Genomic DNA, 22,553 nt, shown 5'->3' on the forward strand with positions numbered 1-22,553 from the left:
ATCGCAGAGGTGGCAATGATACCCCGCGAGTCTGAACTGTCATGCTTGCGCAACAGTCGGCGATGCCGGATCGTTGCGGGTCTATTTGCTGTGGGTAGTGGAAATGTCGCAACAGAATGACGCCGAACGCGAGCTGGCCGGGCTGCTGGTCGAGAGCCTGAACCTGGAAGACGTGGACCCGGCCCAGATCGACCCGGAAGCGGCGCTGTTCAACGATGGCCTGGGCCTGGATTCGATCGATGCGCTGGAGCTGGCCCTGGCCATCAGCAAGCGCTACGGTTTCCAGCTGCGCTCGGACAACGAGGACAACCGCCGCATTTTCGGTTCCCTGCGTGCCCTGTCGGCACATATCCAAGCCAACAAGACGGTCTGAACGGCGTGACTGCTGCCAGCCCTGAACCCGGCCACGGGCCGGTAGCGCTGGCGCTGCGGGTGCTCCTGCTGCTGGCCTATCCGGTGCTGTCGCACGTGGCCAGCCTGCGCAACGAAGGCATGTGGGCTGCCGCCGCGCTGGCAGGGCTGGTCCTGCTATGCCTGCTGGAACCGCTTGCCCGACGGCGGCCGTGGGCATTCGGTGTGCTGGCGGCGAGCTGTGCGCTGCTGTGGTGGCTGGGTGGATCGAGCTGGGCCTGGATGCTGCTGCTGGCGCCGCCGGTGGTGTTTCCGTTGCTGGTGGCCTGGGGCTTCGCCCGTTCGCTGCTGCCCGGGCAGATTCCGCTGATCACCCGCATCGTGCGGGCGTTGTATGCGCGGGCAGAGATGCCGCTGACGGCGCAGCTCGAACGCTACACGCGGCGGCTCAGTGCTGCCTGGGCCCTGGTGCTGGTGCTGCTGGCGCTGATCAACCTGGGCCTGGCGATGAGCGCGGTGCCGGACGGCCTGTTGGCGGCGTTCGGCATCCAGCCGTGGTGGCCGGTGACCCATGAACAATGGTCGTGGTGCGCGAACATCGCCGATTGGGGGTTGATCGGCGGCTTCTTCGCGTTGGAATACGCGGTGCGCTCGCAGTTGTTCCCGCAGCGCCCTTACCGCAACGCCTGGGATTTCATGCGCCAGATGGGCCAGCTTGGGCCGGCGTTCTGGCGCGACCTGCTGCGCTGAAGCACAAGGCTGCCGGTATCCTGTCTGCACAAATCGCCGCCAGCGCAGCCATGTACTTCAGCATTCCGTCCGATCACCCCTGCCTGCCGGGTCATTTCCCGGGCCGTCCGCTGGTGCCCGGGGTGGTGGTGCTGGAGCAGGTATTGCAGGCGGTGGCGGCCGAGTGCGGGCATGCGGTCGGCGCGCTGCGCCTGCCGCAGGTGAAATTCATGGCGCCGCTGCTGCCGGATGAGCAGGCGCGGATAGAACTGGAAGGACAGGCGCCGCGCTGGAAATTCCGCGTGTTGCGCGAAGACCAGCTGCTGGTGCGTGGCGAACTGGTGCTGGCCGAAGCTGACGCATGGGCATGAACGCGTCCGACTGGAAGCATCGACCTGAAGGCGGCGGCCGTTTCGCGGTCCGCCTGATTGGTGGCATTGCCCGCCATGGTGGACGTGGTATCGCGCGCGCCTGCCTGTACCCGATCACCTGCTATTTCTACTGTGTGCGCGGCGCCGAAAGGCGCGCCTCCCGCGACTACCTGCAGCGCCTGCATGGTCGTCCGGTGAATGCTTTGGAAGTGGCGCGGCATATCCATACCTTTGCCGCCACCATCCTGGATCGGGTGTTCCTGCTGGCCGGCCGCACCGCTCTGTTTGATATCCGAAGCAGCGGCACCGAGCCGCTGCTGCAGTTACTGGACCAGGGCCGCGGGGTGCTGGTGTTCGGCTCCCACCTGGGCAGTTTCGATGCGCTGCGGGTGCTGGCCCGGATGCGCCCGGACCTGAAATTGCGGGTGCTGATGGACCGCGCGCACAACGCCGCCATCACCGAGCTGCTGGCCGAACTCGATCCGAAGCTGGCCGACTGCATCATCGATGCCGCACAGGATGGCACGGCAATCGTGCTGGCGATCCAGCAGGCCCTGGCGGAAGGTGCGATGGTGGCCTTGCTGGTGGATAGGGCGCGCCCGGACGAACCCGCCATCGCGGCGCCGCTGCTGGGCAGCGCGGCAGCCTTCCCGACCGCGCCATGGTTGATCGCCAATGTGCTGAAGGCACCGGTGGTGCTGGCATTTGGCCTGTACCGTGGCGGCAATCGCTACGACCTGCGCTTCGAGGCGTTCGCCGAGGCCGTGGACATTCCCCGGCGCGGTCGCGCCGAGTTGTTGTCCGCACTTATCCACCGTTACGCCGGCAGGTTGGAGCATCACCTGCGCGAGGCCCCTTACAACTGGTTCAATTTCTATGATTTCTGGCATTCCCAAGACCCTGCGCCCGTTGCTGTGCCTGCTGACGACGCTGCTGCTCAGTAGCCCGGCGCAGGCCAATGACGTCGATGCGGCGTGGATACTGCGGCAACTGGCGCAGCCGGCACCCAGCCAGACCAGCTTCCTCGAACTGCGTGGCTCGGCGTTGCTGAAGGAGCCACTGCGGGTCGAAGGCCAGTACCGCCGCCCCGATGCCGGCACGCTGGTCCGCGAGGTACGCGCGCCGTATGCCGAAACCACCACGATTGCCGATGGCCAGGTCAGCATTGCCCGTGCAGGCAAACCACCGCGCGTGTTCGCGTTGCAGCGGGTGCCTGAGCTGGCTGACCTGCAGGCCAGCTTCGGCGCGATGTTGTCCGGTGACCTTGCTGCCCTGGAGCGCAGCTACCGGCTGCAGGCCTCCGGCAGCGCCCAGCACTGGCAGCTGCAGCTGACGCCCAAGGCAGAGGCATTGGCCCGCCGCGTGCGCGCCGTGACCCTGCATGGCCAGAACGCGGAACTGCGTTGCATCGAGACCCAGCCGGCGAAGGGCGATGTGCAGCGCACCCTGCTCGGCGGCGCTGCGACCGCGGCGGCCGTTGTACGCGAGGCTGCCGCATTGAATGGCCTGTGCACTTCGGGCACCACGCGTTGAAGCTCTCGTCCACGCATCGCATCGGCCTGGCCATTGTCTGGTTGCTGCTGCTCGGCGTGCTGGGCATGTGGATCAGCAGCCGCATCCAGGTCAGCGGCGACCTGCGCAAGTTCATGCCTGATGCACGCACACCCGCACAGAAATTACTGCTCGACGAACTCGGCGAAGGCCCCGGTGCGCGGCTGTTGCTGGTCGCACTGTCCGGAGCCGCGCCGGAGCAGCTGGCGCAGCAGTCGCGCGCGCTGCGTGAAGCGTTGGCTGCCGACACCCAGTTCGAGTTGGTCGCCAATGGCGAACAGGCCGGGCTGGAGGCATTTCCCGAGCGCCTGTTGCCCTACCGCTATCTGATTGATGCATTGCCCGCAGATGCGTTTTCCAGCGCCACCCTCGGCGAGGAACTGCAGGCGCGCCTGCAGGACCTGGGCTCGCCGGCGGGCGGCTTGATCGAACCCTTGCTGCCATCCGATCCCACCCTGCAGGTGCTGCGGGTGGCCGAGGCCCTGCAGCCAGCCAACGCACCGCAGCGCATCGATGATGTCTGGTTCGACCGTGCCGGCAGACAGGCACTGCTGCTGGTGCAGACCCATGCCGCCGGTTTTGATCCCGGCGCCCAGCAGTTGGCGGTGGATACGATCAACCACCAGTTCACCCGCATTGCCGCGGACAGCGGCAGCCGCATCGAGTTGAGCGGGCCGGGCGCGTTCTCGGTGAAGATCGGTAACCGCACCGCCAGCGAAGCCGGCATGATCGGCACGCTGGACACCATCGGCATGATCCTGCTGCTGTGGTTTGCCTACCGCAGCTGGAAGATGCCTATCCTCGGCTTCCTGCCGCTGGCCAGCGCGGGGCTCGCTGGCCTGTGCGCGGTGGCGCTGGGCTTCGATGGCGTGCATGGCATCACCATTGCGTTCGGCTTCACCCTGATCGGCGTGGTGCAGGATTACCCCATCCACTTCTTCAGCCACCAGCGGCCTGGCCGCTCGGCGTGGGACAACGTGCGCGCGCTGTGGCCGACCTTGGGCACCGGCGTGATCGCTACCTGCATCGCCTACCTGACCTTCCTGTTCTCCGGCGTGGATGGCCTGAAGCAGCTGTCGGTGTTCACCATCACCGCGTTGGCGACGGCGGCGCTGGCCACGCGCTATCTGCTGCCGGCATTGATCGATCCGGCGACACGCGATTTTGCCGACTCCGCACGGCTGGCGCGGCTGTGGAAGCACACCCAGCGCCTGCCACGACCGCGCTGGTCATTGGCCGTGCTCGCCGCGCTGGCAGTGGCGGTGATGGTGTTGGCGCCTGGTGCGTTCTGGCAGAACGACCTGGGCCGGCTGACCCCGGTGGACCCGCAGGACCTGCAGCGTGACGCGCAGCTGCGCAGCGAACTGGGCGCGCCGGATGTGCGCTATCTGGTCACTGTGCGCGGCAGCGATGCACAAGCCGCACTGGCCGCCAGTGAACGCTTGCGGCCGGCCCTGGATGCGCTGGTTGCGAACGGCGAGCTGGAGCGCTATGACATGGCCGCGCGCTATCTGCCAAGCGCGGCCGTGCAGCGCCAGCGCCAGCAACAGTTGCCGGATGAAGCCAACCTTCGCGCCGCGCTGGCAACGGCGGTGGCGGGAACGCCGTTCATCGATGATGCGTTCGAGCCATTCATCGCCGATGTGCAGAAGGCACGCAGCGCAGCGCCACTGCAACCGGCTGATCTGCACGGCACACCATTGGCGACGGCGGTTGATGGTCTGCTGGTGCAGGGCAAGGATCACGCCATCGCGTTGGTCTCGTTGAGCGGCCTGAACGATGTGGCAGCCGTAGCCAGCACCGTGCAGTTGCACGGCGCACAGTTGCTGGACATGAAGCAGGCCTCCGAATCCCTGGTTGCCGACTATCGCAGCCGTGTGCTGGTAGCGCTTGCGCTCGCCGTACTGCTGCTGGCACTGACCGTGGGCGCTGCATTGCGCTCGCCACGACGCGTGCTGCGGGTGTTGCTGCCGATGATCCTGACCACCTTGCTGGTGCTGGCGGTGCTGCGCGGCCTGGGTGTGGAGTTGAACCTGTTCCACCTGATCGGCCTGATCCTCGCCGCCGGGCTTGGCCTGGATTACGGTCTGTTCTTCGAGCATGCCGGCGACAGCCATGCCGACCAGCTGCGCACCCTGCACGGGCTGCTGGTGTGCAGCGTGATGACGCTGCTGGTATTCAGCCTGCTTGGGTTGTCGTCGATCCCGGTGCTGCGTGCGATCGGCAGCACGGTGACGCTGGGTGTGGTCTGCAATTTCATCCTGGCGTTGTTGATCTCGCGCCATCCAGCCCAGGAGCTCGGCCATGCCGGGACGTGAGGAAATTCTCAAACTCGTTCCGCATCAGGGCAGCATGTGCCTGTGGGACGAGGTAGTGGACTGGTCGGCGCAGGACATCACGTTGCGCGCGTTCAATCATCGCGATGTCCTGCATCCCTTGCGCTGCGACAACCAGCTGCGCGCGATCCACCTATGCGAGTACGGTGCACAGGCGATGGCCGTGCATGGCGGCCTGCGCGGACGCGAGCGCGGTGGCGCGGTGGTGCCGGGCGTGCTCGTGGCGCTGCGCGATGTGCAGTTGCATGTGGCGCGCATCGATGACCTGCCGGATGCACTGGAGGCCACGGCACAGGTGTTGGCCGAAGGCGAGGGCAGCCAGCAGTACAGCTTCCGCATCCACCATCGCGACCAGCTGCTGGCCGAAGGCCGGGCCGCGGTGATGCTGCAGCTGCCATGAACATTCAATGAGACAAAGCGGAGCAAACCCCTCATGAGCAAGCAGCGACGTGCGCTGGTAACCGGCGGCAGTGGTGATCTGGGCGGTGCGATCTGCCGCCGGCTGGCCGCCGGCTGGCCGCCGATGGCGCACATGTGATCGTGCATGCCAACGCCAACCTGGCGCGTGCCGATGCAGTGGTGGCACAGATCATTGCCGACGGTGGCAGCGCGCAGGCGGTGGCGTTCGATGTTGCCGATGACGGAGCGGTCAGTGTTGCGCTGGAGGCGCTGCTGGCCGAGGGCCCGATCCAGATCGTGGTCAACAATGCCGGTATCCACGATGACGCGCCGATGGCTGGCATGGATGCGCAGCGTTGGCAGCGGGTGATCGATGTCAGCCTCAACGGCTTCTTCAACGTGACCCAGCCGCTGCTGTTGCCTATGGCGCGCACCCGCTGGGGTCGCATCGTCAGCGTGTCGTCGGTGGCGGCGGTGCTGGGCAATCGCGGCCAGACCAACTACGCCGCAGCCAAGGCCGGCCTGCATGGCGCAAGCAAGTCACTGGCACGGGAAATGGCCAGTCGCGGAATCAGCGTCAATGTTGTCGCGCCGGGAGTGATTGAGGGCCAGATGGCGGCGGAGGCGTTTCCGCCTGAACTGATCAAGCAGACCGTACCCGCCGCGCGTGCCGGCAAGCCGGAGGAGGTTGCAGCACTGGTGTCCTTCCTGTGCAGTGATGCGGCGGGTTACATCAACGGCCAGGTGATCGGCATCAACGGCGGCATGGGCTGAACGCGCGGCTCAGCCGTTGGCGTCGGTACTGTCGATGATCGGTGGGTTCCTGCGGATGGTGCGGTAAACGCGCCAAACATGGCCGTGGCGCAGCGCAAGCAGCACGATATGGCTAGTGATGCGGTACAGGTCCTGCAGCGGCTTGAAGTGGCTTGGACGGAACTGCTCATCACTGTCGGCGCAGCGGTAACGCGATTCGATCGGCACCGACACGCACCGCGTGCCCAGTTGCCGCGCCGCCGAGATCACCACCTGCGCTTCGAACACGAAGCCCTCGGCGGAGATCTCGCGCAAGGCGATAACCTCGGCGGGGTAGAAGCGCTGGCCGCTCTGGCTGTCGGCCACCTGGTAATGCGTGCCCCAGGCAATGCCCCAGTCGCCGAACTCGTTGGCCAGGCGCCGGTACAGCGGTTGCGATGCGCGTTTGCGCAGGCGTGCGCCGATGATGATGCAGGCCGGATGACGATTGGCGCTGGCAAGCAGCCGCGGCAGGTCGGCGGCGACATGCTGGCCGTCGCCATCCAGGGTGAGCACGCCGCGCAGGCCGCGGCGATTGGCTTCGGCAAAACCGCTGCGCAACGCCTGGCCCTTGCCCATGCGCTGTGGATGGCGCAGCACGGTGACAGGGAGGTCGGCGATGCAGTCCGTGGTACGGTCGCTGGAACCGTCGTCGACCACAATCACATGGGGGAAGTACTGCAGCACGCCCTCGACCACCTGGCGGATACGCAGTTCCTCGTTCAGCGCCGGGATGACCACGGCGACGTTGTCGGCGCAGAGCGGACGCTGGTCATTCATGGAGGATGTCGATCTCCAGCCACTGATCCGTGCCTGAGCGCATCCATACTTTTTCCTGATCCATTGCCAAGGCTTCCAGCAGCGGCAGCGCCGGCTGCATTGCATTGTCGGCGTACAGCTGCAGCAGCAGGCCCTGCTCCGCGTCCTGCGGTGATGATGCGGTGTCGTGCAGCCTGAGCTGCAGGCTAGGCAAGCCGGCACAGGCCGTGCGCGACAACACGAAGGCTGCTCCCAGCAGGCCGGTGCTTGGCGACACCTCGGCGGCCGGGCCACTGGCATTGCCGTCATAGGCAACCAGCAGCACGGCTTCTTCGCCGGCATGCAGCTGCACCATCGCTTCCAGCAGGCCCTGCGCGAAGCTGTAACGGCCTGCGCTGATGGCGGTGGCGGCGACGTGAGCGCCGGCGCCGATGGTCCAGTAACCGGCGGCGGCGTTGTGCACCGAGTTGTGGAACTTGGTCGGCGAGATGGCGCAGGGATCGTCCGCCAGCGTGGCGCACATGTAGTCGGTGATGGTCAGCTCGCCGTGGGTGGAGGTGAATACCGACGGCAGGGTCGCCGGCGCGCGGTCGGCGGCCTCGCACGCAGCCAGCGCAGCCTCCAGTGCAACCGCCACGGTGCCGGGTGCGCGGCGCCGCTCATTGGCTGCCAGCAGCTGCGGCGAGGGACGGGCTGGTGGATCCAGCGGGCGTTCGCCCTTGCGCATCCAGGCGCAGGCACTGTCCCAATCGGGAAGTCCCGTACCCCAGAAACCGATGCCTTCCAGTGTTGCTTCCAGCATCGTGCTCATCCTGCCTTGCCGAAGACCAGCGAGCAGTTGTTGCCGCCGAAGCCAAAGGAATTGTTCATTGCGTAGCGGATATCGGCCTGCGCGTTCTCGAAACGGATCTGCGGGCCGCAGGCCGGGTCGGGGATCTCGCTGTTCAAGGTGCCCGGCAGCAGCCCATCCTCCAGTGCCAACAATGCGAATACCGATTCGACGATGCCGGCTGCACCCAGCGTATGCCCGGTCCAGCCCTTGGTCGAGCTGGCGTGCAGGCTGGGCGGGAACAGTGTGGCGACCGCTGCGGCCTCGATGCTGTCGTTGGCCGGGGTCGAGGTGCCATGCAGGTTGAGATAGCCCACGTCGCCGGCCTCGATCCCGGCGCGCTGCAGCGCGGCCTGCATGGCCAGGCGTGCACCCAGGCCTTCGGGATGTGGCGCGGACATATGGTGGGCATCGCTGGATTCGCCGTAGCCGCGCAGCTGCAAGGCCGTGGCCAGGCCTGCGTCGGCACGTTCCAGGACCGCATAGCCGCCAGCTTCACCCAGCGACAGGCCGACCCGGCGAGCGTCAAACGGCTGACAGGGCGTCGCTGCAACCAGCTGCAGCGAGTTGAAGCCGTACAGCACGCTGCCGCACAGGGTATCCACGCCGCCGACCAGGGCGGCATCGGCCAGGCCGGCGTTGATCAGGCGCGCGGCTTGGGCGAAGACTTTGGCGCTGGACGAGCAGGCGGTGGCAACGGTGACGCAGGGGCCGCTCAAGCCGGTAGCCACCTGTACGAAATCGCCGAGCGAGTGTGGGGTGTGAATGCGTGGGCGCAGCATGTCCGGCGGGAAATGCAGGCCGCCATCGGCGCCGCTTTCAAGCCGGGCATAGGCTTCTTCGGTGGCGCCGATGCTGGAGGTGGAGGTGCCCATCACCACTGCCACCCGCGATGCGCCGTGGCGTTCACGTACCTGCTGCAGCGCGGCCAGCACCTCGTCCTGCTGCAGTGCGAGCCAGGCCAGCTGGTTGTTGCGGCAGTCGAACCCGGCAAGCTCCGCCGGCAAGGCCAGCCGTTCCAGGCCGTCCACCCGGCCAATCCAGCACGGCAGCGGCTGGTCGCCGAAATCGTTCTGCCGCAAACCGCTGTGGCAGCCGGCCAGGCCTCGCCGTTGTGCATCCAGACCCGCACCCAAGGCCGTGGTGGCGGTGTGCGCGAGTATGTTCAGCGGCGCCAGGCGCGGCGGTGATGCAGGCGTCACGTTATCTTCCAGGGCTTCGACGGGGCGCGAGTATATCGGCAGCTGGCTGTCTGGCGTTTCGACACGCGATGGCTGGACGGCCGGGGCAACGGAATCTTGATGTAGATGAATGTACAAAAGCCTGGTCGGTCCACGTGCTTGTTGGCCCGCCGCCTTTCAACAGCGCCAGATTTCCGACACAATCCCTGACTCCCGATGCAGGGCAAAGCCCGCTGGCATGCAAGCTTACGTCTACAAAAGCCAACGCAAGCAGGACACCTACTTGTACCTCGCCAAGCGTGATGATTTCGAAGTGATCCCGGCGGTGCTGGGCAACACCTTGGCGCCTTACACCTTCGTGCTGGAGGTGGCGCTGACGCCCGAACGTCGCCTGGCCCAGGCCGACGCCGCGCTGGTGCGCGCCAACCTGGCCGAGCGTGGTTTCCACCTGCAGGCCCCGCCGTTGCCGTTGGCCCCGGTGAAGATCGCCCGCATCGACGGTCGCGATGACTGAAGCATTGCGCAGCCGCGTAGTTGCCGCCGCGCTGGGCCTGGGGGTGTTGTTGACCCTGGCCACGGCGTTCGGTGGTGTGGCCGCGGCTGTGTGCGGCGTGCTGGCCCAGCCCGCCTTCGCCCTGGCGGTGTCATGGTGGCGGCGAACCCGCACGGTGACGCCGTCGCTGGCCGTACTCAAACGTGAACTGCCAGGCCTGCTGGGGCTTTGGACCGGCGGCGCAGCGGTGGTTGCAGTATTGGTGTCCTGGCCGTTGGCGGCACTGCATGACAGTGGCAGCCTGGCGGCGGTGTTGGCATTGAGCATCGCGGTCAGCGTGGCGTTGTTGGCGCTGTGGCGCACCTGGCCGCTATGGCAGGCGATGGAGCGCGAGGACAGCTCGCTGCGCACGCAATGGCAGGCCCTGAGCGGGCGGAATCTCGATTCATGGCATGGCCTGGGCGCGGCAGCGGTGGTGTTGCTGTTGTGCGCGGCGATCGTCGCAGCGGCCTGGCCGGGTCTGGTCGGCGGTGCCTTGCGTTGGCCCTTGGCCATTGCCACCGCAGTCGCCGCGCCGTTGCTGCATCACCTGCTGCAGGCTATGCGCAGTGCGCCGGTTGCCGTCGCTGGCAAGGCTGGCGAGGCACAACAACCTGCTTTCGACCTGTTTGCCGAAGCGTTGGCCGAACCGGCACCGCTGGAGCCCATCGCCCAGCACGAGCTGGTGCCGCAGCTGTATGACGCCGCCCGCGGCGGCCGGATTGATCGCGCGCTGCAGCTGTTGGATGCCGGTGCTGATCCGCATGCGCCAGCCCCGGCCGAATCGCGCGACCAGCGCAGTCTGGCGGTGCTGGCGGCAGTGCTGCCGGACCTGCGCCTGCTGCGTGCGCTGATCAGCCGTGGCGTCGACGTCAACCAGGCGCATAAAGGCATGACGCCGTTGCTGGCGGCCACCCGCGACAGCTGGCACGGTCGCCCGGAAGCGGTGATGACCCTGCTGGCCAACGGTGCCGATCCGCGCACGCCCGATGCCGATGGCAATACGCCGCTGCACCACGCCGCGCGCAGTTCCGATCCGGGCGTCGCAGCACTGCTGCGCGATGCCGCGGCCGAGATCGATGCCCTCAACAATGATGGCCACAGCCCGCTGGCGGTGGCCTGCCAGGCCGGCAACTGGCGGCTGGGCAAGTTCCTGCTGGAGCGCGGCGCCAAGGTCGAACCGGCCGATGGCGTACCGGTGCTGGTGCAGGCGGCGGCCACCGACGACGACGACCCGGCTGGCGTGCAGCTGCTGCTCAAGCACAAGGCGCGGCTGGATGCGCGCGACCGTCAGCGCCGCAGCGCCCTGCACGAGGCCGCCCTGGCTGGCCACGTCGATATCGTCGAAACCCTGCTTAATGCCGGCGCCAATGTCGAGCCGCGTGATGCCGCAGGCCGCACGCCGTGGCTGGATGCCGCCGCGCAGGGCAATGCCGCGGTGCTCGAGCGCCTGCTGGCGCACAAGCCTGACGTGCATGCCGTCGATGGCGAAGGCAGCAATGCCTTGCTGCTGGCCAGCCGCGCCGAACACGTATCGGCGGCGCTGATCCGCCGCCTGCTGGACCTGGGCATTGCCGCCGATGTGGTCGGCAGTGATGGCCGTCGTGCCATCGAGCACGCTGCCGCAGTAGGTCGCTGGAGCATCGTCTCGCTGCTCGACCCGAGCTATCCGCTGCCGGCAGCGGTCAGCGATGCGGCCGCCGGCAATGCCGAGGGTGGCGATGGTGATGCGATGCCGGTGCTCAACGATCGCGCGCCGCTGGCCTTGCTGCGCGAAGCGCTGGTATTCGGCAACGTCGATGGCATGGCGCCCTTGGCCAGGCTGTGTGCGGCCGATGAACTGGGCGGCCTGCTGCACGATCCGGAGCTGGCCTTGCAGCCGCGCGTGGTCGATTGGCTGTTGGCACACGATGCCGCGCCGGAGATGCTCGACGCCTGCGGCGATACACCGATGTTCGCGCTGCTGTCGCGCGGCGTCGATGCGATCCCGACCCTGCAGGTATTGCTGCAGCGTGGCGTGTCGCCGGCCGGCCGCGGTGGCTTGACCCGCTTCCTCGCCGCCTGCGCGCAGCACGACCACGGTGCGCGCAGCACCGAGCAATTCGCGTTGGAACTGCTGGAGCGTGGCGCCGATCCGTTCGCCGCTTCGCCGGCCGGTGATCCGGCGTTGTCGCTGGCGGTACGCCTGGGCTGGCTGAAGCTGCAGCAGTACCTGCTGCTCAATGGCGTCGACCGTGAGGCGCGTGACAGCCATGGCATGACCGCACTGCACCTGGCCACCGCCCTGGCACGCGAGTCCGCGCTCAAGCAGCTGGTGCTGCAGGGCGCTTCACCGGATGCGCGGGCCGCTGACGGGCAGACGCCGTTGGGTGTTGCGCTGTCCAGCGGTCGTCGCGACCTGGCTGACCTGCTGGACTGGCGCGGCTGGCAGCTGCCGCTGCGCGCGCTGCGCGATGCCGACGTCGCCTCGGCGGCGATGGCCGGCGATGCCGACGCGGTACGGCGCCTGCTCAATCTCGGTTTTGCCGTCGATGCCGTCGATGCACAGGGCTGCACCGGCCTGCTGCGTGCGGCCGGCGGCGGCCATGCGGCGGTGGTGGATCTGCTGCTGTCGCGCAGTGCCGACCCGCAGCACGCCGCTGCCAGCGGTGCCACGCCGTTGTCGGCGGCGGTGAGCATGCGCCAGACCACGATCGTGGCGGCACTGCTCAATGCCGGTGCCAAGCTTGAACACCGCCTGCCGGGTGGCGTCACCGTATTGATGCTGGCCGCTGCCCTGGGCTTGCCGGACATCGTCGCCCGCCTGCTCACTGCCGGTGCCGACGTGCACGCCGGTGACGACCAGCAGCTGGCACCGCTGCACTGCGCCGCGCTGTACGGCTTCACCTCGCGTGACCGCACCCGCCTGCTGGCCTTGCTGGATACCTTGCTGCTGGCCGGTGCCGAACCGGACCAGGCATCGGCCGGCACGGTGACGCCGTTGCTGTTGCTGCTCGGTGCACGTGCCGAACCGGGTACCGCCTGTGACGAGAGCGTGGTGCTGGCCGCGGTGGACCGCCTGCTCGACGAAGAGGTTTCGCTGGACGTGCGCGACCCGCGTGGCTTCGGCCCGCTGCACCTGGCGGCACTGCACGGCCTGCCACAACTGGTGCAACGCCTGCTGCGTGCCGGCGCTGATCCGGACATGCGCGATGCGATCAACCGTAGCCCGCGCGACATCGCCATCATGCGTGGCTTCATCGACGTTGCCGGCGAATTCGAGCCGGCGGTACCGGGCGTCTCGTCGATGGCCCGCTTCCTGCGCGATCACAACTGATTGCTGCAGCACTCATGACAAGGGCGCCGAACGGCGCCCTTGTTGCATCAGGACTGGCGGGAAGACTTACCTGCCTGCGCCCGGCGGTACCCAGATCGCAACGCCGGCAGCGCGCTTCTGCTGGGTGGGGATGCCGACGCTGAGGCCGCCAGCGGTGTGGCGGCCATAGCTGCCCGCGCCTACCGACATGCCGACCGGCGAACCACCGGAGCCCACGCCCATCAGGATCACGCCATTGGCGCCGAGTGCGGCAGCCTCCCGCTTGAGCCTGGCAATGGCGGCATCGGTCTGGCCCTGGGTGCCGAAGCCGACCGCGCTGGAGGATTCGAGCTGGGCGATCTCCACCGAACCGGCCGGCGGCGTGGAATAGATCTGCACGCTGGCCGGGTCTACTGGCGCACGGGCCTGTCCCAGCATGACCTTGGAGGTACTGGCGCAGCCGCCCACGGCCAAGGCAACGCCAAGCGAAAGTGCGATAGCGAGCGGAAGTTTCATGGTTTCACTCCCCGGTGATCGGTAATTGCGGATGATCCATGGCGCCGGCTGAATCTGTCGAGAACTTCCGGCCAGGGCGAGGGCCTTTTGCTCTGCACGTGTTCCCGGCTATCTTGCAGGCTGTGCCTGGTGGAGGAAAGTACATGGGGCTGATCAGCCTGATCTGGGGCATTGTTGCCTTGCTGTGGATGATTCTGGCGTTTATTCCGCTGCTGGGCTGGGGAAACTGGTTCCTGATCCCGTTTGCCGCCGTGGGCGCGATCATCGCCGCGATTGGACTGCTGTTCACCCATGCCAGCAAGCGCGGCCGGGCCAAGACCGGCCTGCTGCTCAATGCCATCGTCATCGTGGTCGGGGTGATCCGGCTGAGCATCGGTGGCGGCTTCATCTGAGTTCACGCCGGCTGCGGGGAAGCCCGGGGCGGCGGCTGACAGCCGGGGGGCGTAAAATGCGTCGGCTGGCCGGAAGCCTTCCGGCGCCGTAGGCCTGTTGCAGGCGTTTCCGCTTCCCGATGATCATCCGCCCCCGTCCCACTGGCTGGCAGCTGCTGTACATCCTGCGCGGCTCCATCGTGCCGGCCATCGCCCCCAAGGTGCTGGCGATCGGTGTGCTGGCGGTGCTGGTGGCGGGGTTCAGCCGGATCTGGCACCCGCTGGGTGGTAGTGGCTTGTCGGTGGTGCCGTTCACCTTGCTGGGGTTGGTGCTGTCGATCTTCCTGAGCTTCCGCAACAACGCCTGCCACGACCGCTGGTGGGAAGGGCGCAAGCTGTGGGGGCAACTGGTCATCGAGTCGCGCAGCTTCGCCCGTGAGGCGGCTGCCTTGCTGGCCGCCGAGCCGCAGCTACGCGAGCGCGGCACCCGCCTGGTGATCGGTTTTGCCCATGCGCTGGCGGCACGCCTGCGCGGCCGCGACCAGGCTGCTGTCGCTGCGCCCTGGCTGCAGGCCGACCAGCACGCCGTGCTGGCACGGCAGAACATCGCCGACGGCATGCTGACCCAACTGGCCAGCGAGCTGGCCGCGCCGCTGCGCGAAGGCCGCTTGCATCCCTATCTCTACGCCCAGTTCGAGGCGCGCCTGCATGCCATGGCCAGCGTGCAGGCCGGCTGTGAGCGCATCTCCGGCACACCGCTGCCGTTCGCCTATACCTTGCTGCTGCACCGCTGTGCATGGTTGTTCTGCGTGCTGCTGCCGTTTGGCCTGGCCGGTGCATTGGGTTGGGCCACGCCGGTGGTGTCGATGTTGTTGGCCTATGCCTTCTTCGGCCTGGACCAGCTCGGCGAGGAAATGGAAGACCCGTTCGGCACCGAAGCCAATGACCTGCCGCTGGACGCGATGGTGCGTACCATCGAAATCGATCTGCTCGACGTGTTGGGCCAACGCCCGCTGCCCGAGCCACTGCAGCCGCAGGGTTACCGGCTGCAGTAATTCCCGTTTTCAGTATCAAGGAGTACCGCGATGATGCACCCCCAGTACCGCCCGCGGCGCATGCGCCACGATGAGTTCTCGCGCCGTCTGATGCGCGAGAACACGCTGACCAGCAACGACCTGATCTGGCCGGTGTTCGTGCATGAGCTCGACGGCCGTGCGGCGGTGGCATCGATGCCGGGCGTGGACCGCATGTCCATCGACGAGCTGCTGCGCGAAGCCGAGCAGGCGCTGGAGTTGGGCGTGCCGGTGATCGACCTGTTCCCGGTGATCGACCCGTCGCGCAAGTCGCTGGACGCGGCCGAAGCCTGGAACCCGGACGGCCTGGCACAGCGTGCGGTACGCGCGCTGAAGCAGCGTTTCCCCGAATTGGGCGTGATGACAGATGTGGCGCTGGACCCGTACACCACGCACGGCCAGGACGGCATCATCGACGACAGCGGCTACGTGCTCAACGACATCACCGTCGAGGCGCTGGTCAAGCAGTCGCTGTCGCATGCCGAAGCCGGCGTGGACATCATTTCGCCCTCGGACATGATGGACGGCCGCATCGGCGCCATCCGCACCGCGCTGGACGATGCCCGACATATCAACGCACGCATCATGGCCTATTCGGCCAAGTACGCCTCGGCCTTCTACGGTCCGTTCCGCGACGCGGTGGGCAGCTCCGGCAGCCTCGGCAAGGCCGACAAGAAGACCTACCAGATGGACCCGGCCAACAGCGACGAGGCCATGCGCGAGATCGCGCTGGACCTGGACGAAGGCGCGGACATGGTGATGGTCAAGCCGGGGATGCCGTACCTGGACATCGTGCGCCGGGTGAAGACCGAGTTCGGCGTGCCGACCTTCGCGTATCACGTCAGTGGCGAGTACGCGATGTTGAAGGCGGCCGCAGCCAATGGCTGGCTGGATGAGCGCAAGTGCGTGATGGAGACGATGATCGGCTTCAAGCGCGCCGGTGCCGATGGTGTGTTGACCTATTACGCGCCGCAGATCGCGCGCTGGCTGAAGGAGGCTTGAGATGAATGTTCCCGGTCTTGAAGGTTACAACTGGGCGGTATGGCTGATCGGCGTGCTGCTGTTCGCGGTGGCGATCGGTGTGTTCATCGCCGCCATCGTCCGCGCCGGCAAGCGTCCGCCACAGCTGCACTCTGCCGCCGAGCGGCTGCAGCGTGAGGCGGCGCAGGGCGGCGATGTGGACGCCAGGTTGCGTGCGCTGGAACAGCGCAGGCAGGGTGGGCAGATTGGTGAGGCGGAGTACGAAGCGATGCGTGCTGCGGTGTTGGCTGACGCTAAAAGCTGAAGGCGGTAGAGCAGAAGCACCCCTCCCCAACCCTCCCCTTCGCTGCGCGAAAGGGAGGGGGCGGATTGCTTGGCTCCCTGCCTTTGGCCGTAAGGCCAAGGGGAGGGCTGGGGAGGGGTTGCTTCTGCTCCCTCCCTTTCGCGCAGCGAAGGGGAGGGCTGGGGAGGGGTGAAGCTCCTGCCTCACCGACAAGAATCATCCCCATCAACCAACGGCGCCTTCATCCGGTAAAGATCCATGCCGCCGGCCCGTGGTGAGCGCGCCTTGCCGCTGACCACCAGCTCTCCGGGCTTGTTGGCATCAATCACCGCGCCACGCGTGTCGCCATCAGCGCTGTTGAACGACAAGCCCAGCGGCGTCGCCTCACTCCATTGCCTCTGCCGGCACTGCGACAGCCACAGCTGGGCACCGCCCGCCGCATTGGCGCGGGCAAACACCACCGCGCGGCCGCCACCCAGCCAGCTCGCATCCAGTTCGTCGGCCGCGGTATTGATGCCGAGCAAGGCGGACGGTGCGACAAAACCATCGCCTGCAGCCGGCGCACGCCACAGATCCCAACCGCCGCTGCCACCGGAACGATTGCTGGAGAACAACAGCCGGCCGTCGTCGGCCAGTGCGGGTGAACGTTCGTCCTGCCTGCCGTTCACCGCCGGGCCCAGGTTCTGCGGCTGGCCGAGGCTGCCATCGGCGGCGACGGCCGCCCGGTACAGGTCGAAGCCGCCGTGGCCGCCTTTCCGGTTGGAGGCGAAGTACAGCCAGCGGCCATCGCCGCTGAGGAAGGGATCGACCTCATCAGCGGCACTGTTCAAGGCCAGTGGCTGCGGCTCCATCCAGCGCTTGTCCTGCAGCGTCGCCTGCCACAGGTCCCAGCCGCCGGCACCGCCCTCGCGGTTGCTGGCCCAGATGATGCGTTGCCCGTCCGCCGACAACGTGGCGCGGATTTCATCTGCACGGGTGGACACTACCCCCATGCCTTCGATGCCGAACTCGGAAAGCGCCGAGGCCATGGGGCTAAAGGGTAAACTCAGGGTCAGCGCGAGCAGCAAATGACGGGTCCGCATACGGGTCCAGCAAGCAAAGTCGCGTCCAGTCTAGGTCATGCAGAGGATCACAATGAGCGCTCCACGCTACGCAGTTTTCGGCCAGCCCATCGCCCATTCGCAGTCGCCGCGCATCCAGTCCGCGTTCGGCAAGGCACATGGCATCGCCGTGGATTACCGCGCCATCGAGGCCTCGCCCGAAGATTTCGTGGCGGCGCTGGAAGCCTTTGCCGCTGACGGCGGCGTCGGCGCCAACGTGACGCTGCCACACAAGGAAGCTGCGTTCGCGCTGTGTACCACCACTACCTCGCGCGCGCATCGCGCCGGTGCGGTCAACACGCTGCTGCGCAAGGGTGATCGCTGGCATGGCGACAATACCGACGGCATCGGCCTGGTGCGTGACCTCACTGGTCGCCACGGCCTGGACCTGCGCGGCCGTCGGGTGCTGCTGCTCGGTGCCGGTGGCGCCGCACGCGGTGTGGCACCGGCGCTGCTGGATGCCGGCATTCTCGAACTGATCGTGGTCAACCGTTCGCCCGAACGCGCCGACGCGCTGGTCGATGCGATGAGCGAACCCGGCCGCGCCATCTCCGCGTATTGGGATGACCTGCGCGAGCAGGGCGATTTCGAGCTGATCATCAATGCCACCTCGGCCGCACGCGGCGAGGGCAGCGGTTTCAACCTGCCGCTGTCGCTGGTCAACAGCATGACCACGGCGGTGGACCTGAACTACGGCGAGGCATCGATTCCGTTCCTGGCCTGGGCGCGCGCGGCGGGCTGCCGCAACAGCTTTGATGGCCTGGGCATGCTGGTCGAGCAGGCCGCGGAGAGTTTCCAGCAATGGCACGGCATGCGTCCGGAGACCGATGCGATCTACGCCGAACTGCGTGCCGGTGATGCGCTGCTAGTTACCGCGGACTGAGGCCGGACATGGAACCCACTGAATTGCTGACCACACTGCTGGTCTCCATCGGCTACCGTCTGCCGATCATGATTGCGCTTGGCGTCGCCGTGGTGATGCTGCTTGATACCCCGCGGGGCAAGGTGCGCAGCGTGGCATTGGGCGCACTGTCGCTGCTGCTGGCCGTCACCTTGATAGGCGGTGGGCTGACGGCAATCCCGCTGGTGCTTATCGCCACTGGCAATTATTCCGGCATGGGCGCGATGAATACGCTGCTCAGCATCGGCCATGTTGGCTTGGCGCTGCTGGAAGCGGTTGGCTACATCATGCTGGCCTGGGCGCTGGTGCAGGCCCTGCGACGGCCGCAAGCCCCCGGCAAAGCCTGAGCCCGCAACGCATTCGGTGAATGCGGGCGGGTATGGGAAAATATCCGCCTTGATTGAGCTGCGGGCAGGTTGGCGTGACGGAAAAAGTAGAAGCACCACGGGCGCTGACCGAGGACATCAAAACCGGCATCCGTGATGCTTACAGCAAGCTGCAGGCAAACACGCCGGGCTTCAGCACGCGCCGCTCGCAGAGCCAGATGATAGGCGTGGTGTCGCGCGCGCTGGGCACTGGTGGCGTCGGCGTGGTGGAAGCACCTACCGGCGTCGGCAAAAGCCTGGGCTACCTCACCGCCGGCGTACCCATCGCGCTGGCCAGCAAGAAGAAGCTGGTGATCAGCACTGGCACCGTGGCCTTGCAGTCGCAGCTGGTCGAGCGCGACATCCCCAACTTCCTCAAGTCCACCGGCCTGCAGGCCACCGTTGCCCTGGCCAAGGGCCGCACCCGTTACCTGTGCACCCGCAACGCCGCCGAAGCGCAGGGCGAGGGCGTGCAGGAAGGCATGTTCGGCGACGACGTGCAGCTCTACGACCGGCCACTGGCGCCGATCGAAATGGACGTTGCCGAAAAGCTGACCAAGGCCTTCATCGAGGGCCGCTGGAACGGCGATCTGGACAGCGCGCCGGAGAACGTCACGCCCACGCTGCGCATGCGCATCACCACGCCGGCCTCGGCCTGCGCCGGGCGCCGCTGCGCGTATTCGGCGCAATGCCCGGTTCTGCGTGCACGTACCGAAGTACGCGACGCACAGATCATCGTCACCAACCACGCGCTGCTGTTGTCGGCGCTGTCGCTGGGCGACAGTGACAGCGGCCAGCCCCTGATCGCGCCGCCCGGCGACATGCTGCTGGTGCTGGACGAAGGCCACCACATCGGCAACGTCGCCATCGACCAGGGCGCGGCCAATCTGCCGCTGGACGACATGGCCAAGCGTACCGGCCGCCTGCAGATCCTGATTGCCGGTGCCTACCGTGCGGTGGACAAGGACAAGATCGGCAACCTGCTGCCGAACGAGGCCATCGATGTGGCATCGCGGGTGAGCAAGCTGCTCAAGGCATTCCGCGACGAGATCGGCAATGTCTGGATTCCGCAGCCCGATGACCGCGAGCCGATGTGGCGCGCTGCCAATGGCCGCCTGCCCGAATCCTGGCGCCAGCCGATCGAAGTGCTGGCCGATGAAACCCGCACGCTGCTCAACTGGGCAACGGCGGCGGCCTCGGCGGTGGCCAAGGGCAAGCAGGATGATCCCGCGGTCGAACGCCTGCAGCGCAACCTGGGCATGGCCCAGGAAATGGTCGAGCAGCAGTACAACCTGTGGGCTGGCTGGCGCCGCGAGGACAAGGAAGGCCAGCCGCCGATCGCGCGCTGGGTGACGATGTCACGCGATGGCGATTACATCCTGCACTGCTCGCCGGTATCGGCGGCGATGGTGCTGCGCAAGCTGCTGTGGGATGAAGTGGACTCGGTGGTGATGACTTCGGCGACGCTGACCGGTGGCGGTGACTTCCAGTCGCTGGCGATCGACAACGGCATCCCCGAGGAAGCGGAGATGGTGTCGCTGGCGTCACCGTTCGACCTGCCGAACCAGGCTGAACTGATCGTGCCGCAGTTCCCGGTGACGCCGGATGACCGCGAGCGCCATCCCAAGGAAGTGGCCAAGTACCTGGTCAACGAGCTGGATTGGGACAAGGGCAGCATGGTCCTGTTCACCTCGCGCTGGAAGATGGAAAAGGTGGCCGAGCTGATGCCGGCGACGCTGCGCAAGAAGGTGCTGGTGCAGGGCGACGGCGCCAAGCAGAAGATGATCGACGAGCACATCAAGCGCACCTCGGCGGGTGAAGGCTCGGTGTTGTTCGGCTTGAATTCGTTCGGTGAAGGCCTGGACCTGCCGGGCGAGGCCTGCACCACGGTGGTGATCACCCAGGTGCCGTTCGCGGTGCCGACCGACCCGCAGACCTCGACGCTGAGCGAATGGTTCGAGAGCCGTGGTTTGAACTCGTTCAACCTGATCGCGATCCCGCATGCGTTGCGCACCTTGACCCAGTTTTCCGGGCGCCTGATTCGCACCTCCACCGATACCGGGCGGGTGATCATCCTGGATTCGCGCCTGCTGACGCGCAGGTATGGCAAGCGCATCATTGATTCCCTGCCACCGTTCAAACGGGTTATCGGTTGAGGTTGGGGAGAGGGGGAGCCGTTCGCTGGAACATCCCTGCTCCAACCCGTAAAGTGCGCCACCTTCCATCACTCCAGACAACCATGGCCACCCCTCCCGCAAGCTTCCCCTGGGCACCGCAACTGCAGCGACTGCAGCAGCGCGATGGCGCACTGGCGTTGTTGGGTACGCAGGCAATCTTCGCTGCCGAAGGCAAAGCGCTGACTGCGGCGGGTTTGGCGCTGGAGCAGCTGTTGCTGGCGGGTGAAGGCCAGCTCAAGGCAGACAATGACGTGAGTCTGGTCGCCGATGAGCTGCGCCGTTACCAGAAGTTCGCGCCGCCGGGTCGTCCGTCGGTGCAGATCGTGCAGCTGCGCCGGCAGCAGTCGACGGTGCAGCAGGCGCAGCGGATCGCGCGGCAGACGTTCATTCGCAATGCTGATGGCTTTGCGCGGGCAATTGCTTTGGACGTGCCGCAAAAGCTGGGTGTGGTTGAAACGGTGATGCGCTGGCTACGTGCAAACCTCGCGTAAGGCAGCTCTTCAGCTCCCTCCCTTGCGCAAAGCGCAGGGGAGGGTTGGGGAGGGGTAGCCTTTGCAGTTGCAGTTGCAGTTGCCCTTGCCTTTGCTTTAGCTCCGGACCTTGATCTACCGGGCCCCTTCCACAGCGACGGAGCCAGTGGGAAGAACCCGAAGGGCGACGTGCATGGATGCACGTCGTTTTTCGTCACGACAGGGATGTCGTGTCGAAAAATCCCGCTGGCGGAGTGGACCCGCGTCGCGCAGCGGCGTGGGCGCGGAGGCAGGGTGTGCTTTCTTTGGGCCACGTTTCTTTGCACAAGCAAAGAAAGGTGCGCTCGCGCGCCGTAGGCGGGCGAAAGCTCTGCACTTGTATTTGCTTTGGTTTTGCAGACAGTAACAGCAATAACGGAAGCCAAGGCTTTCTCTCCCCTTCGGGGAGCGAGTTACTTTTCTTTGCTTGTGCAAAGAAAAGATAACCAAAAGAAAGCACACCCTGCCTACGCGCCTTCCGCGCTGCGCGCTCCAGGTCCACTCCGCTGCCGGGATTTTTCGACGATACATCCATGTATCGTCGAAAAACGACGTGCGTCCTGCACGTCGCCCCATGCGGGGTCTTGTCCGTCAGCTCCGTCGCTGCGGAAGGGGACCCGGTAGAGCAAAGTCAAAATCCACTGCAACTGCAACTGCAACTGCAACTGCAACTGCAAAGGCTACCCCTCCCCAGCCCTCCCCTTGCCTGCGGCAAAGGGAGGGGGCTAGAGCAACAGCAACAGCTGCTACTACTACTGGTTTAGTGCCACAGGCCGAGGATCAGGCCGAACAGCAGGAACTGCGCGGTGTGGTAACCGCCGTCGATTGCCCACAGTTTTCCGCTGCGCTGGGCGAACTGGTAGTTGATGCCGAAGCTGGCCGCGACGATTCCGAAACCGGCAACCAGGCCGCATAGCAAGGCCTTGCGCAGCTCCGGTTGCGGGCCGACAAACCAGGCAAAAGCAAACGCAGCCACCAGCGAAAACACAAAGGCCACACCGAAGACCTTGCCCGGATGCCCCTGCGGTACTTCGCCGCCATTCTCGCGGTTCCAGGCACGGCCGAACAGGACGGGTGAGTACCACAAGCCGCCCAGCAGGAAGCTCGATACAGCGGCCAACACCACGGCATAGACGTTCATGCATTTCCCCT

General features: G+C 66.5%; 23 protein-coding genes and 1 pseudogene. 18 read left to right on the forward strand and 6 right to left on the reverse strand.

The features are described 5' to 3' along the window. The first annotated feature begins 103 nt into the window (after positions 1-103). From ACVOLI_RS04060 to fabG, 8 genes and pseudogenes are all read left to right on the forward strand, one after another. Complete coding sequence (locus tag ACVOLI_RS04060) at positions 104-373, forward strand: phosphopantetheine-binding protein (protein WP_303748293.1); 270 nt, start codon at positions 104-106, stop codon at positions 371-373. 5 nt (positions 374-378) lie between these two features. After that, on the forward strand, positions 379-1,101 hold the full coding sequence (locus ACVOLI_RS04065; protein WP_481533629.1) for a ketosynthase: 723 nt from the start codon (positions 379-381) through the stop codon (positions 1,099-1,101). A 50-nt stretch (positions 1,102-1,151) separates the two neighbouring features. After that, the gene (locus ACVOLI_RS04070) at positions 1,152-1,451 is read left to right on the forward strand and encodes an ApeI family dehydratase (RefSeq protein WP_481533630.1); all 300 of its coding nucleotides are present in this window, start codon (positions 1,152-1,154) and stop codon (positions 1,449-1,451) included. After that, positions 1,448-2,395, forward strand: coding sequence for an LpxL/LpxP family acyltransferase (locus tag ACVOLI_RS04075; protein WP_481533631.1), 948 nt, complete (start codon positions 1,448-1,450; stop codon positions 2,393-2,395). Before ACVOLI_RS04070 ends, ACVOLI_RS04075 begins: the two co-directional genes overlap by 4 nt. Continuing rightward, a complete protein-coding gene (locus ACVOLI_RS04080) occupies positions 2,328-2,984 on the forward strand; it encodes a LolA-related protein (protein WP_481533632.1) in 657 nt (218 codons plus the stop codon). The genes ACVOLI_RS04075 and ACVOLI_RS04080 overlap by 68 nt, the downstream gene beginning before the upstream one ends. A 65-nt stretch (positions 2,985-3,049) precedes the next feature. Next, positions 3,050-5,320 carry an MMPL family transporter gene (locus tag ACVOLI_RS04085; RefSeq protein ID WP_481533658.1) on the forward strand — a complete coding sequence of 757 codons (2,271 nt, stop codon included), beginning with the start codon at positions 3,050-3,052 and terminating at the stop codon, positions 5,318-5,320. Beyond that, the gene (locus tag ACVOLI_RS04090; RefSeq protein WP_481533633.1) at positions 5,307-5,738 is read left to right on the forward strand and encodes a hotdog family protein; all 432 of its coding nucleotides are present in this window, start codon (positions 5,307-5,309) and stop codon (positions 5,736-5,738) included. Before ACVOLI_RS04085 ends, ACVOLI_RS04090 begins: the two co-directional genes overlap by 14 nt. 33 nt (positions 5,739-5,771) lie before the next feature. Then, a pseudogene (gene fabG, locus ACVOLI_RS04095) lies at positions 5,772-6,511 on the forward strand (3-oxoacyl-ACP reductase FabG). A gap of 9 nt (positions 6,512-6,520) precedes the next feature. Here the strand turns inward: fabG and ACVOLI_RS04100 are convergent. Genes ACVOLI_RS04100 through ACVOLI_RS04110 form a run of 3 tightly spaced genes read right to left on the reverse strand, consistent with a single transcriptional unit; the run spans position 6,521 to position 9,295 of the window. After that, a complete protein-coding gene (locus tag ACVOLI_RS04100; RefSeq protein ID WP_481533634.1) occupies positions 6,521-7,309 on the reverse strand; it encodes a glycosyltransferase family 2 protein in 789 nt (262 codons plus the stop codon). After that, complete coding sequence (locus tag ACVOLI_RS04105; RefSeq protein WP_481533659.1) at positions 7,302-8,090, reverse strand: beta-ketoacyl synthase chain length factor; 789 nt, start codon at positions 8,088-8,090, stop codon at positions 7,302-7,304. The genes ACVOLI_RS04100 and ACVOLI_RS04105 overlap by 8 nt, the downstream gene beginning before the upstream one ends. A 5-nt stretch (positions 8,091-8,095) precedes the next feature. Beyond that, positions 8,096-9,295: a beta-ketoacyl-[acyl-carrier-protein] synthase family protein gene (locus ACVOLI_RS04110; protein ID WP_481533660.1), complete on the reverse strand. Its 1,200-nt coding sequence runs from the start codon at positions 9,293-9,295 to the stop codon at positions 8,096-8,098. A 241-nt stretch (positions 9,296-9,536) separates the two neighbouring features. On the opposite strand from ACVOLI_RS04110, the gene ACVOLI_RS04115 reads away from it, so the two are divergent. Together ACVOLI_RS04115 and ACVOLI_RS04120 are read left to right on the forward strand one after the other, a co-directional pair. Next, positions 9,537-9,812, forward strand: a complete 276-nt coding sequence (locus ACVOLI_RS04115) for a YcgL domain-containing protein (protein ID WP_481533635.1) — start codon at positions 9,537-9,539, stop codon at positions 9,810-9,812. Further along, positions 9,805-13,146 carry an ankyrin repeat domain-containing protein gene (locus ACVOLI_RS04120; protein ID WP_481533636.1) on the forward strand — a complete coding sequence of 1,114 codons (3,342 nt, stop codon included), beginning with the start codon at positions 9,805-9,807 and terminating at the stop codon, positions 13,144-13,146. The genes ACVOLI_RS04115 and ACVOLI_RS04120 overlap by 8 nt, the downstream gene beginning before the upstream one ends. A gap of 66 nt (positions 13,147-13,212) precedes the next feature. On the opposite strand, the gene ACVOLI_RS04125 is transcribed toward ACVOLI_RS04120, so the two are convergent. Next, positions 13,213-13,641 (reverse strand): hypothetical protein, encoded by a 429-nt coding sequence (locus ACVOLI_RS04125; protein WP_296248354.1) that lies wholly within the window; start codon positions 13,639-13,641, stop codon positions 13,213-13,215. A gap of 143 nt (positions 13,642-13,784) precedes the next feature. Here ACVOLI_RS04125 and ACVOLI_RS04130 point away from each other — a divergent pair, with 143 nt between their 5' ends. The 4 genes from ACVOLI_RS04130 to ACVOLI_RS04145 all read left to right on the forward strand — a co-directional run bounded on the left by ACVOLI_RS04130 (position 13,785) and on the right by ACVOLI_RS04145 (position 16,370). After that, positions 13,785-14,033 (forward strand): hypothetical protein, encoded by a 249-nt coding sequence (locus ACVOLI_RS04130; RefSeq protein ID WP_481530425.1) that lies wholly within the window; start codon positions 13,785-13,787, stop codon positions 14,031-14,033. 119 nt (positions 14,034-14,152) lie between these two features. Then, positions 14,153-15,067: a bestrophin family protein gene (locus ACVOLI_RS04135; protein ID WP_296248358.1), complete on the forward strand. Its 915-nt coding sequence runs from the start codon at positions 14,153-14,155 to the stop codon at positions 15,065-15,067. Between the two features lie 30 nt (positions 15,068-15,097). Further along, a complete protein-coding gene (hemB, locus tag ACVOLI_RS04140) occupies positions 15,098-16,087 on the forward strand; it encodes a porphobilinogen synthase (protein ID WP_282269327.1) in 990 nt (329 codons plus the stop codon). A gap of 1 nt (position 16,088) precedes the next feature. After that, positions 16,089-16,370: an SHOCT domain-containing protein gene (locus ACVOLI_RS04145; RefSeq protein WP_481533637.1), complete on the forward strand. Its 282-nt coding sequence runs from the start codon at positions 16,089-16,091 to the stop codon at positions 16,368-16,370. A 182-nt stretch (positions 16,371-16,552) separates the two neighbouring features. Here ACVOLI_RS04145 and ACVOLI_RS04150 read toward each other — a convergent pair whose 3' ends face one another. Beyond that, complete coding sequence (locus ACVOLI_RS04150; protein WP_481533638.1) at positions 16,553-17,431, reverse strand: TolB-like protein; 879 nt, start codon at positions 17,429-17,431, stop codon at positions 16,553-16,555. Between the two features lie 52 nt (positions 17,432-17,483). On the opposite strand from ACVOLI_RS04150, the gene aroE reads away from it, so the two are divergent. From aroE to ACVOLI_RS04170, 4 genes are all read left to right on the forward strand, one after another. Then, on the forward strand, positions 17,484-18,332 hold the full coding sequence (aroE, locus tag ACVOLI_RS04155) for a shikimate dehydrogenase (protein WP_282269333.1): 849 nt from the start codon (positions 17,484-17,486) through the stop codon (positions 18,330-18,332). An 8-nt stretch (positions 18,333-18,340) separates the two neighbouring features. After that, positions 18,341-18,697 carry a hypothetical protein gene (locus ACVOLI_RS04160; protein WP_481533639.1) on the forward strand — a complete coding sequence of 119 codons (357 nt, stop codon included), beginning with the start codon at positions 18,341-18,343 and terminating at the stop codon, positions 18,695-18,697. 74 nt (positions 18,698-18,771) lie between these two features. Further along, the gene (gene dinG / locus ACVOLI_RS04165; protein WP_481533640.1) at positions 18,772-20,871 is read left to right on the forward strand and encodes an ATP-dependent DNA helicase DinG; all 2,100 of its coding nucleotides are present in this window, start codon (positions 18,772-18,774) and stop codon (positions 20,869-20,871) included. 83 nt (positions 20,872-20,954) lie between these two features. Continuing rightward, positions 20,955-21,383 carry a hypothetical protein gene (locus ACVOLI_RS04170; protein WP_481533641.1) on the forward strand — a complete coding sequence of 143 codons (429 nt, stop codon included), beginning with the start codon at positions 20,955-20,957 and terminating at the stop codon, positions 21,381-21,383. 778 nt (positions 21,384-22,161) lie between these two features. On the opposite strand, the gene ACVOLI_RS04175 is transcribed toward ACVOLI_RS04170, so the two are convergent. Further along, entirely contained in the window at positions 22,162-22,542 is a 381-nt protein-coding gene (locus tag ACVOLI_RS04175; protein WP_481533642.1) for a DUF1761 domain-containing protein, read from the reverse strand. Positions 22,543-22,553: the final 11 nt, after the last annotated feature.

The organism is Stenotrophomonas sp. STEN029 (assembly GCF_056760015.1).